The organism is Actinomadura darangshiensis, assembly GCF_004349235.1.
In the GTDB taxonomy this organism is placed as follows: Bacteria; Actinomycetota; Actinomycetes; order Streptosporangiales; family Streptosporangiaceae; genus Spirillospora; species Spirillospora darangshiensis.
In genome coordinates this window covers 1-10,852 of the sequence record NZ_SMKY01000300.1, presented here as the reverse complement: position 1 = coordinate 10,852, position 10,852 = coordinate 1, and the positions used below count along the sequence as shown (strand labels likewise).

The following is a 10,852-nucleotide window of genomic DNA, read 5'->3' as shown; positions in this document are numbered from 1 at the left end:
CAGCCGGGCTGGGCGGTGTGGGGCTGGAGGCAGCGGTAGCTGGCGCCGCTGTAGGTCACCACATCACCCGTGCTGTAGGCGGTGCCCACCGCCCAGGTGCCGGAAGGGTCCCCGGGGTCACCCGGGTCGCCGGGGTCGTCCACGCGTCCGCCGACGTTGACACCGGCCCACGCGTTGGCGGTCGCGGCGTACTCGGCGCTGTCCGCCCCGTACAGGCCGGACGCGGCGGCGAGGGTGGCGCGGCGCGCGTCGGCGTAGTCGGTGGTGGGGCGCATCTCCTCGGTGAGCGCCTTGTACCAGATCGCGGCGGCCTTCTCCCGGCCGATGCCGGTGACGGGCTGCCCGTCGGCGGTCGGCGAGTCGTACCGCACACCGTTGATCACCTTCGACCCGCTGCCCTCCGACAGCAGGTAGAAGAAGTGGTTCGCGATGCCGGACGAGTAGTGCACGTCCACGTTCCCGGCGTTCGGCGACCAGTTGTCGAGCGAGCCGCCGTCCTTGCTGGGACGGTCCATGTACCGCAGCGGCGCGCCGTTGCCGGAGATGTCGATCTTCTCGCCGATGAGGTAGTCGCCGATGTCGCTGGAGTTGTCCGCCCAGAACTCCATGGCGGTCGCCATGATGTCGGACGTCGCCTCGTTCAGCCCGCCGGACTCGCCCTGGTAGATGAGGCCGGCCGTGTTGGACGTGACGCCGTGCGTCATCTCGTGGCCGGCGACGTCCAGCTCGGTCAGCGGCTTCATGTTGCCCTGGCCGTCGCCGTAGGTCATGCAGAAGCAGCCGTCCTCCCAGAAGGCGTTGACGTAACCGCTGCTGTAGTGGACGCGGGAGTAGGCGCCGACGCCGTCCCCGCGGATGCCGGTCCGGCCGAAGACGGTCTTGTAGAAGTCCCAGGTCTCCCCCGCGCCGTAAGCGGCGTCGACGGCGGCGGTCTGGGCGTTGCCCGGCGAGCCGGTACCCCAGGTGTCGTCGGCGTCGGAGAACAGCGTGCCGCGGCCGGAGGTGGCGCGGTTCAGGTTGGTCGTCTCGTGGTTCCCGCGTCCGGTGTCGCGCAGGTAGTACGTGCCGCCGGAGTTGTAGGTGCCCAGCTGGACGGTGCCGGAGTACTCGCTGTTGCCGGTGCCCGTCTGGACGCCCTGCCACTCGATGAGCCGCTTGCCGGTGACGGCGTCGGTGAGGACGTGCAGCCGGTTGGGCGTGCCGTCCTTCTGCGTCCCGCCGACGACGGTCTCCCAGGCGAGGACCGCCTCGCCGTCACGGTCCATCCAGACGACCTTGCGCGGGGCGGTGCTGCCCTCCGCCTTGGGCGTGTTCGGCTTGGTGGACACCAGGGTCTTCGGCGCGGTGTCCACGGCCAGCGGCTTGGCGGCCGACTGGGTGACGCGCTCGATGGAGCCCGACGGCGCGCGGTGGACGATGAGGTCGCCGCCGATGACGGGCAAGCCGTCGTAGGTGCGCAGGTAGTGGGTGTGGGTGGTGCCGTCCTTGTCCTTGACGACGCTCTTCACCCGCACCTCGACCTTGTCGCCGAGGCGCAGCTTGGACGCGGTCTCGTCCTGCCGCGCCTTGGCGTGGCCGATGAGCGCCCTGTACTCCTTGGCGCTCACCTTCGCGGGCCGCTGGCCGGGGTCGCCTTTCGACGCCGCGGCGGCCGGTCCGGCCTGGATGCCGAGCACCGCCATGGCGGCGACGGTGACCAGCGAGCCGCCCAGTGCTAGGGCCGGACGTGCGATGGCTGGACGTGCTAGTGCTGGGCGTGCGACGCGCCGGTGGGCGCGTCCGGGGGGCGTGGATCTCACGGGGGTACTCCTTCTCTGACGGCCCTCGGGAGAGCGGCCGATGGGAAGCGTTCCGGCGGCGCGGTGGCGCCCGGAACAACGGAGTGTCGGGGGTTGCCTCGGGAACGATCGCACGCGATACCGGGCATGTCACCGCAAAGTTCCCCCTGCACCGCAGGTCTAGGGGACGGGGACCGCGATGCAAGGGAAACCCCTACGGGCACGAGGGGTGGACGGGGGTTCCGCTATCGGGGCAGGGGTGCTCCCGGCTCGTCCAGGCCGCCGCTCCGCGGGGAGCCGCCGAGCAGGGAACCGCCCAGCAGGGTGCCGAGCTGCGTCCGGGAGCGGATGCCGAGCTTGCGGTAGATGCGGGTGAGGGACGCCTCGACGGTCTTCACGCTCAGGTACAGCCGGTTGGCGACCTGCTGGTTGGTGGCACCCTGCCCGACGAGCACGGCGATGCGCCGCTCCCCCTCGGTCAGCGTCACCTGGACGACGGAGCCGGGCGGCTCGGGACCGTCCCGCAGGCCCATGTCCAGGCGGGCGATCCGGTTCTGCGCCTGCTCGGCCCACGGCCGCGCCTCGCAGCGCAGGAAGATCTCCAGGGCGTCCTCGGCGGCCCGCCGGGCGGGCGCGGCGCGGCGGCGCCGCCGTTCGATCCGGGCCTGTTCGAGGAGGCAGTGCCCGGCCTCCAGCGGCTGGCCGAGCCGCGCGAACAGCGCCGCGGCCTCGCCGAGCAGCGCGACCGCCGGCTCGGGTTCGCCGCGGGCGGCGAGCACCGCGGCCTCGGCCCGGTCGAGCCGCCCGGAGACGCCCGCGTGGCGGTAGCCGACCGCGGCGCGGGTCGTGCGGATCACCTCGGCGGCCCGGTCGGTCTCGCCGAGCGCGGTGAGCCCCTCCGCGAGGTCGCTCTGCCGGCGCAGCACCGTCGGGGACGGCAGCTTGCGGCCCTCGCCGAGCGCGTCGATGCGCCGCAGCGTGTCGACGCCGGCGCGGACGTCCCCGCCGCGCATCTGCGCGACGCCCAGCACGTGCAGCAGGCGGCTCTGGAAGATGACGTCGTTCTCCTGCTCGGACGCCCGCACCCCGCGCTCGGCGAGGGTGACCGCGCGGACGATGCTGCCGCCGGCCAGCTCCGCCATCGCGCCGTGGTACCAGGCGGGTCCCGGGCTGAGCGCCGCCTGCTCGGTGACGCGCATGGCCCGGTCGGCGAAGTCGAGTGCCTCCCGGCAGCGTCCCGTCCGCGCCGACACCTCGGACAGGTGGCGCAGGACGTGCACGACCTCTTCGCCGGACCCGCGCTCCACCAGCGCGAGCAGCCGCAGCAGTTCGGCGCGCGCCTCGGTCAGCCGGTCCTCGAAGATGGCGCAGTAGGCCGCCAGGTAGCGCGGCGTCATGTGCAGCTGGCCGTCCAGCGGGGGTTCCGGGAGCCGCCGGGCACGTTCCAGGTCGTCCGCGTAGTCGCCGCGTCCCTCGATCAGCGCGATGTTCGCCCGGACGGCCAGCGCCCGCGCCTCCAGCGCCGTGTCGCCCGTCTCCCGCGCGTGCACGAGCGCGCCGTTGACCTCCTCCTCGGCACGTTCGGGCGCGCCGTTCACGAGGGTGCCGAGCGCCATCCGCAGCCGCACCGGGCCGAGCAGCGCCGGGTCGCCCTCCGCGTCCACGAGGGCCGCGGCGAACAGCTCGCCCATCTCGGTCAGTCCCTGCCCGGACAGGTCCAGCAGCGCGAGCCGGACCCGCACCCGCTGCGCCCGGGTGGCGTCCGCGGCGAGGACGGCGTCGGCGGCCCGCCGCACGAGGTCGGGCAGGCCGCCGCCCGCGCCCGTCTCGGCCGCCGCGACCAGCCATTCCAGCCGGTCGGCGGCGGGCTCGGCGGGCGACCGGTCGGCGGCCAGCAGGTACAGCTCGGCGGCCATCCGGTGCGACCCCTGCCGGACGGCCTGCTCCGCCGCGGTGACCAGCGAGTGCGCGAGCTCGGCGTTCGGGCCCGGGTCGGCCAGGGCGCGGTGCCTGGCCCGTCCCGCCGCGTCCGGGACGACGTCGGCCAGCGCCCGGTGCACCCGCGCCAGGTGCGGGACGTCGGCCGCCTCGGCGAGGACGGTCCCGACGGCGGGCGGGGTGAAGCGGATGCCGCCGCCCTCGGTGATCAGCAGCCCCAGGCCGGCGGCGTGCCGGATGTCGCGGGCGGCGTCGGCGCGTCCGGCGCGGCGCAGCAGGTCGGTCGTCGGCCGGATCGCGAGCGCCGCCATCAGCAGCGTCTCGCGGGCCTCCGCGCCGAGCCGGGCCAGCCGTTCGGCGATCACGGCCTGCACGCGCTGCGGGAGCGGGGCGGGCCGCCAGTGCCGCGGGACGCGGCCGGTGAACGCGCCGCCGAGCGCCAGCGCGAGGTACGGGTTGCCGCCGGAGTCGGCGTGCAGGGCGTTCACCACCCGCGCCGGGAGCCCGTAGCCGTCGAACATCTCGGCCAGCTCGTCCGGTCCGAGGGGCGGGACGGGGAGGTGCAGGGCGTCGGGCGCGGGGGTCCACGCGGCGCCGATGCCGTCCGGCCAGCGTCCGGCGACGACGGCCCGCACGCCGCGCGAGGCCAGCCGGTGGACGGTGTAGCGGACGGCCTCCACGGACTCGGCGTCCAGCCACTGGGCATCGTCGACGAGCAGCAGCACCGGGCGTTCCTCGGCGCACCGGGCGAGCAGCCCCCGGAACGCCAGCCGGCACGCGACGTGGTCGGACGACGCCGCCGGATGCGGTTCGGGCAGCCCGGACAGCCGCTCCCGCGGCAAATCGGCGGTGAGCGTGCCGGGCAGCTGGTCGAGCAGCTCGGCGAGGCCCGAGCACGGCACCCACCGCTCGGTCTCGCTGCCCGCGACCCGCAGCACGAGCTCTCCGCGCTCCGCGGCCGCGGCGCCGACGGCTTCGAGCAGCGCCGTCTTCCCGATGCCGCTCGGCCCCGTCAGCACGACGCTGCCGTTCACGGCGGTTCGGGACTCCACGGACGCGAGCAGCGCGGATCGCCCTGCCGGCGAGGGCGGTGCTCCGCTGCGGACCACCGGCGGCGCGGGGAGGACGTCCATGACTCGCTCCACTCATCAGGAGGATTCGGACGCCGCCTCCGACGATAACCAGCCGCCGCCCCGCCCACAACAGCCGCCGGCGGGCTCAGCCGGCGAACAGCGCGTCGCGTGTGCCCATCATGATCCGGTCTCCCGGGCGGAGCGTCCGCATCACGGACTCCAGTTCGGGGCGGGCCATCGAGACGCAGCCCGCGGTCTGGCCGGAGCCGATGTGCATGAAGATCGCCGACCCGTCGCCCTGCACGACCGGCGAGTCCGGCGGCCGGTTGTAGTTGATCACCACGGCCTGCCGGTAGGCGCCGTCCGTCATGATCTGCGACAGGTTCTCGTCGGCCGGCTGGCACTCGCCCCGGTAGTAGCGGTTGTAGCGCTCGTCCCCGATCGTCGAGCCCCAGCAGTCGCCGCTCTCCCGCAGCCGGCGGTAGGGCAGCCGGGTTCCGGGGTCGCCCTCGCCGAACGCCTCGGTCAGGCTGTAGGAGCCGGTCGGCGACTTGCCGTCGCCCTCCCGCTTCGCGCCCGGCTCGGCGTAGCCGCTCCGTCCCACATGCCCCGGCGTGGTCAGGACGGTCTTCCAGGAGCGGCCCTTCTTGGCGCACTCGGTGACGGTGACCTCGGTCGTCCCGTATCCCTCGGCGACGGCGAAGACCACGTGCTGGGCCTTGCCGGGCTCGTACCGCGTCTGCTTGTGGCTGAGCGCCCGGCACGGATCCCGGCCCTCCCGGCCCTCCTGGGCGGACGCTTGCGGGACCAGGACGCCCGCGGCCACCAGCGCCGCCATGGAGAGGACCGCGACCCGCGTGGCACCCGGAAGCATTCGCAACTCCTTCACCGTCCCGCCCGGCCGGGCGTGCTCGGAGATCGCCTACGAATCCGATCTTTACCCCGCCCGGCCCCATCCCACCCCGACGCGGGCTTGGGACGTGACCGATACGGCAAGACGCCCGGAACCGGGAGGCTCCGGGCGTCTCGCGCGGGGTCGTACTAAACGCGGTCGGGCTACTCGCCCTTCCAGTCCGGCTTGCGCTTCTCGGCGAACGCCGCCGGGCCCTCCTGGGCGTCCTTGGACATGAAGACGGGCAGCGTGATGTCCTGCTGCTTCTTCCACGCCTCGGCGGACGTCCAGTCGGCGGACTCGACGATGACCTTCTTGGTCGCCGCGAGCGCCAGCGGGGCGTTCTCGGCGACCTTCAGGGCCAGCTCCTTGGCCGCGGCGAGCGCGCCGCCCGGCTCGGCGAGCCGGTTGACGAACCCGAGCTCGGCCATCCGCTCCGCCGGGTACTTGTCGCCGGTGAGGGCGATCTCCATGGCGATGTGGAACGGGATGCGCTGCGGCAGCCGCAGCAGGCCGCCGCCCGCGGCGACCAGGCCGCGCTTCGGCTCGGGCAGGCCGAACTGTGCCTCCCGGGACGCGACGATCATGTCGCAGGCCAGTGCCACCTCGCAGCCGCCGGCCAGGGCGTAGCCCTCGATCGCGGCGATCAGCGGCTTGGCCGCCGGACGCTCGGTGATGCCGGCGAACCCGCGGCCCTCGACGGTCGGGTTGTCGCCCGTCAGGAAGCCCTTGAGGTCCATGCCGGCGCAGAACGTCCCGCCAGCGCCGGTGAGGATGCCGATGGACAGGTCCTTGCGGGAGTCGAGCTCGTCGACGGCCGCCGCGATCCCCTTCGCCACCTCGCCGTTGACCGCGTTGCGGGCCTCCGGGCGGTTGATGGTGATGACGAGGACGGCGCCGTCTTCCTCGGTCAGAACAGCGTCGGTCATTGGGGCCTCACTTGGGCTGGAAGCGGATGCCGCCGTCGAAGCGGATCGTCTCGCCGTTCATGTAGTCGTTCTCGATCAGGGACTTGACCAGGTGCGCGAACTCCGACGCCTTGCCCATCCGCTTCGGGAACGGGACGGGCGCGGCGAGCTTGGCCTTGAACGCGTCCGCGGCCTCGCCCTCGCCGTAGATCGGCGTGTCGATGATGCCCGGGCAGATGGTGTTCACGCGCACGCCGATCGCGGCGAGGTCGCGGGCGGCCGGCAGCGTCATGCCGATGATGCCGCCCTTGGACGCGGAGTAGGCGAGCTGCCCGGTCTGCCCCTCGATGCCGGCGATGGACGCGGTGTTGACCACCACGCCGCGGGCGCCGTCGGCGTCGGCGGGCTCGGTCTTGGAGATGGCGGCGGCGCCGATCCGCATCAGGTTGAAGGTGCCGATGAGGTTGATCCGGATGACGGTCTCGTAGGCGTTCAGGTCGTGCGGGGTGCCGTCGCGGTTCACCGTCCGCGACGCCCAGCCGATGCCGGCGCTGTTGACGATGACGCGCAGCGGGGCGCCGGTGTCGACGGCGGCCTGCACCGCGGCCCGCACCTGCTCCTCGTTCGACACGTCCGTCTTGACGAAGACGCCGCCGACCTCGTCGGCGACGGCCTTGCCCTTGTCCTCGTTGAGGTCGGCGACGACCACCTTTGCGCCTTCGGCGGCCAGCGCGCGGACGGTGGCCTCACCGAGGCCGCTCGCGCCACCGGATACGACGGCGGAAACTCCGTTCAGGTCCATAAGCGACACCTTACGTGAGGGACCGAATGTGGTTCGGGACGATGCTATCCAGGCGCCACCGCGTGCTCTGCTCACACCCCTGCGGATTGCCGGGCCGCGATGTTACCCAGGAGTCACAATATGGCCCACGTTTGCTCGCCGCGGCCAGGGGCACCCGCCCGGACATGAGCGAAGGGCGCCCGGAAACGCCCCCAGGACCGCCCCGCGTCCCGTCCGAGGGAGTGAGCAGAGCATGAGCGAGCCTCCGGCGCAGAGCCAGGAGTACCCCGGGCGGACCGCGGACATGGCGCCCGAGCCGCGCGACGAGATGCGCGACTACACCGGCAGCGGCCTGCTGGCGGGGCGGCGCGCGCTGATCACCGGCGGCGACTCCGGCATCGGCCGCGCGACCGCCGTCGCGTTCGCCAAGGAGGGCGCGGACGTCGCGATCACCTACCTGGAGGAGGACGAGGACGCCCGGCACACCGCGGGCCTCGTCGAGGCGGCGGGACGGCGCTGCGTCACGTTCGGCGGCGACCTGGCCGAGGAGCGGCACTGCCGCGAGGTCGTCGAGCACACCGTCCGGGACCTGGGCGGACTCGACCTGCTCGTCCTGCACCACGGCACGCAGACGCCGGTGGACGACGTCCGGGAGATCGACGACGCGCAGCTCCACCGAACCTTCGCGGTGAACGTGTTCGCGCTGTTCTGGACCGTGCAGGAGGCGCTCGACCACATGGGGCCGGGGTCGTCCATCATCATCACCGGGTCGATCAACGGGCTGCGGGGCAACAAGACGCTCATCGACTACTCGGCCAGCAAGGCCGCCGCGATGGCGCTGACGACCTCCCTCGCCCAGAACCTCATGGACCGCGAGATCAGGGTCAACTGCGTCGCGCCGGGCCCGGTGTGGACACCGCTGATCCCGGCCACGTTCGACGAGGAGCGCGTGGAGGACTTCGGGAAGCAGGCGCCGATGGGACGCGCCGCCGACCCGGACGAGGTCGCGCCGTCCTACGTGTTCTTCGCCTCCGACCGCCAGTCGTCCTACTACACGGGCCAGACGCTGGTGCCCGCCGGCGGAGAGATCCACCCGGGTTGATGGATCTGCAGCGGAGCGACATGGCCGAGCCCGGCTACGGGCGCCGGAGGTGCGGCAAGGGCTGGACCTATCTCGGTCTCGACGGGCGCCCCTTGGGCGACCCCGCCGAGAAGGACCGCATCAAGGCTCTCGTCATACCGCCGGCCTGGAAGGACGTCTGGATCTGCCCGGACGCCGACGGCCACGTCCAGGCGATGGGGACGGACGCGGCCGGACGGCGCCAGTACCTCTACCACGAGGCCTGGCGGGAGCAGCGCGACCGGGCGAAGCACGAGCACGTGCTGGAGCTGGCCGAGCGGCTGCCCAAGGTCCGCGACACGCTCAGCAATTACCTCGTTGGACGAGGATATTCGCGCGAGCGGGTGCTCGCCGCCGCCGTGAGACTCATCGACCTGGGGTTCTTCCGGATCGGCGGCGAGACCTACGCCGCGGAGAACCACACGTTCGGGCTCGCGACCGTCCTGCGCGAGCACGTCACCTGCCGCCGCGGCGAGGTCGCGTTCGACTACCCGGCCAAGGGCTCCAAGGACCGGTACCAGGCGGTCGCCGAAGAGAACGTGTGCAAGGTCGTGAGCGGCCTCAAGCGCCGCGGCGACGACTCCCCCGAACTGCTCGCCTACCGGACGCGGGACGGCTGGCACGACGTCACCGCGGCCGACATCAACGACTTCATCCACGAGGTCACCGAGGGCGACTTCACCGCCAAGGACTTCCGCACCTGGCACGCCACCGTCCTCGCGGCGGTCGGGCTGGCGGTGTCGGTGCGCGCGGGGACCAGCGACACCGCCCGCAAGCGCGCCGTCGTCCGCGTCGTCAAGGAGGTCGCCTCCTACCTGGGCAACACCCCGGCCGTGGCACGGGCGTCCTACATAGACCCGCGCATCATCGACCTGTACGACGACGGCACAACGGTCGCCCCCGTCCTAGGCCGCCTGGGCGTGGAAACCGCGGAAGGCGAACTCGCGACTCAGGGCCCAGTGGAGCAGGCCGTCCTAGACCTCCTCCGCCCGACCCACTGACGACCCCACGACCGGGCGAGACACGTCCAGGCAGTACATGCCGTAAGCGTGCTGGATCACCGGGAACGCCACGTTCCGCACGCGGACGCGCGGGGCATTCAGCGGGCGGTGGCCGGTGGGGTGGGGGTGGTGCCGAGGCAGGTCGCGACGGGGTCCTCGATGGAGCACCAGCCGGGCTTGCGCACCGGCACGTACCCCGGCGGGACGCCCCGGTTCGCGATGACGGACCGGTAGACCGGGACGGCGTCGGTCGGACGCCGCGCCAGGGACGGATCGGTCAGCGCGTCCACCGTGTAGAGGCCGAACCGCGGGCGGTAGCTGCCCCACTCGTAGTTGTCGGTGAGGCTCCAGTAGTTGTAGCCCATCATCTTCACGCCGTCGGCCATCGCCCGCTGGATCCAGTAGATGTGGTCGCGCAGGTGGTCCGAGCGCGTGTAGCCGTCCTCGCGCGGCTTGCCGTTGTCGGTCGACATGCCGTTCTCCACGACGTAGAGCGGCAGGCCGGGCCCCCGGCGCTGGTAGCTCTTCAGGACGTAGTACAGGCCCTCCGGCTCGGGGTCGATCTTCCAGAACTGGCCGGCTAGCGCGTACGCGGCCGTGAAGTTCTGCAGGTTGGCGCCGTAGTAGTAGTCGATGCCGATGAAGTCGAGCTTGTCGGTGACGTCGTTGAACAGGGCGGCGTCGAAGATGCCGTTGACGGGCGACCCGTAGGCGACGTTGCTCGACACGGGGGCGCCCGGGTCGAGCTCGTGGATCATGTCGTAGGCGGCGCGGTGCGTCCTGATGAGGGCGTCCCGCATCTTCATCATCTGCCCGAGGTCCATCGGGCGCGTGGTCAGCTCCTTGTAGATGTAGGCGCTGGCCTCGTTGAACGTGATCCAGATGACGCCCTGGTCCTTGTACCGGTCCACGACGAAGCGGGCGTTGCGCAGCCAGTCGTCCTGGGTGCGGGGGTCGTCCCAGGCGCCCTGGTCGGCCACCCAGCCGGGGTACACCCAGTGGTCGAGCGTGATCATCGGGCGCATGCCGTCCGCCTTGATCCGGCGGACGAGGTCGTCGTAGTAGGCGAGCGCGGCGGGGTCGCGGTGGCCGCGGCGCGGCTCGATGCGCGACCACTCGACGGACGTCCGGAAGACGTTCGCGCCGAGGCCCTGGGCGAGTTTCAGGTCGGACGGGTAGCGGTGCCGGAAGTCGACGGAGTTGCCGTACGGGTCCTCGACGCCGGTGGCCTTGCGGTCGGCGTACCTCGTCCAGTTGCTGTCGGGGAAGGAGCCTTCGCTCTGGAAGCCGGACGTGGCGACGCCCCAGAGGAAGCCGGGCGGGAACTTGGCGGTGGCGGGCGGGCTCGCTGCGGTGGTGGT

At 72.6% G+C, this 10,852-nt stretch carries 8 protein-coding genes; 2 read left to right on the top strand and 6 right to left on the bottom strand.

Annotated elements, in window-relative coordinates:
• From E1293_RS38755 to E1293_RS38735, 5 genes are all read right to left on the bottom strand, one after another.
• Window positions 1-1,799: M4 family metallopeptidase (locus E1293_RS38755; protein WP_243717206.1), on the bottom strand; the 1,799-nt coding region annotated here is incomplete at its 3' end.
• A gap of 224 nt (window positions 1,800-2,023) precedes the next feature.
• Complete coding sequence (locus tag E1293_RS38750; RefSeq protein WP_132203740.1) at window positions 2,024-4,849, bottom strand: helix-turn-helix transcriptional regulator; 2,826 nt, start codon at window positions 4,847-4,849, stop codon at window positions 2,024-2,026.
• An 85-nt stretch (window positions 4,850-4,934) separates the two neighbouring features.
• Window positions 4,935-5,663 (bottom strand): L,D-transpeptidase family protein, encoded by a 729-nt coding sequence (locus E1293_RS38745; protein ID WP_132203738.1) that lies wholly within the window; start codon window positions 5,661-5,663, stop codon window positions 4,935-4,937.
• 182 nt (window positions 5,664-5,845) lie between these two features.
• Window positions 5,846-6,610 (bottom strand): crotonase/enoyl-CoA hydratase family protein, encoded by a 765-nt coding sequence (locus tag E1293_RS38740; RefSeq protein WP_132203736.1) that lies wholly within the window; start codon window positions 6,608-6,610, stop codon window positions 5,846-5,848.
• Window positions 6,611-6,617: 7 nt separating this feature from the next.
• A complete protein-coding gene (locus tag E1293_RS38735; RefSeq protein WP_132203734.1) occupies window positions 6,618-7,391 on the bottom strand; it encodes an SDR family NAD(P)-dependent oxidoreductase in 774 nt (257 codons plus the stop codon).
• Between the two features lie 232 nt (window positions 7,392-7,623).
• On the opposite strand from E1293_RS38735, the gene E1293_RS38730 reads away from it, so the two are divergent.
• The gene (locus tag E1293_RS38730; protein WP_132203732.1) at window positions 7,624-8,472 is read left to right on the top strand and encodes an SDR family oxidoreductase; all 849 of its coding nucleotides are present in this window, start codon (window positions 7,624-7,626) and stop codon (window positions 8,470-8,472) included.
• Window positions 8,472-9,491, top strand: coding sequence for a DNA topoisomerase IB (locus E1293_RS38725; protein WP_132203730.1), 1,020 nt, complete (start codon window positions 8,472-8,474; stop codon window positions 9,489-9,491). Before E1293_RS38730 ends, E1293_RS38725 begins: the two co-directional genes overlap by 1 nt.
• 98 nt (window positions 9,492-9,589) lie before the next feature.
• On the opposite strand, the gene E1293_RS38720 is transcribed toward E1293_RS38725, so the two are convergent.
• Window positions 9,590-10,852 (bottom strand): glycoside hydrolase family 1 protein (locus E1293_RS38720; protein ID WP_132203728.1); only part of this gene is annotated, 1,263 nt, incomplete at its 5' end.

Bases quoted from the DNA above. Each gene is read 5' to 3' on its own strand.
- E1293_RS38745 (WP_132203738.1), bottom strand. From the start codon at position 5,663: ATGCTTCCGGGTGCCACGCGGGTCGCGGTCCTCTCCATGGCGGCGCTG.
- E1293_RS38750 (WP_132203740.1), bottom strand. From the start codon at position 4,849: ATGGACGTCCTCCCCGCGCCGCCGGTGGTCCGCAGCGGAGCACCGCCC.
- E1293_RS38725 (WP_132203730.1), top strand. From the start codon at position 8,472: ATGGATCTGCAGCGGAGCGACATGGCCGAGCCCGGCTACGGGCGCCGG.
- E1293_RS38735 (WP_132203734.1), bottom strand. From the start codon at position 7,391: ATGGACCTGAACGGAGTTTCCGCCGTCGTATCCGGTGGCGCGAGCGGC.
- E1293_RS38730 (WP_132203732.1), top strand. From the start codon at position 7,624: ATGAGCGAGCCTCCGGCGCAGAGCCAGGAGTACCCCGGGCGGACCGCG.
- E1293_RS38740 (WP_132203736.1), bottom strand. From the start codon at position 6,610: ATGACCGACGCTGTTCTGACCGAGGAAGACGGCGCCGTCCTCGTCATC.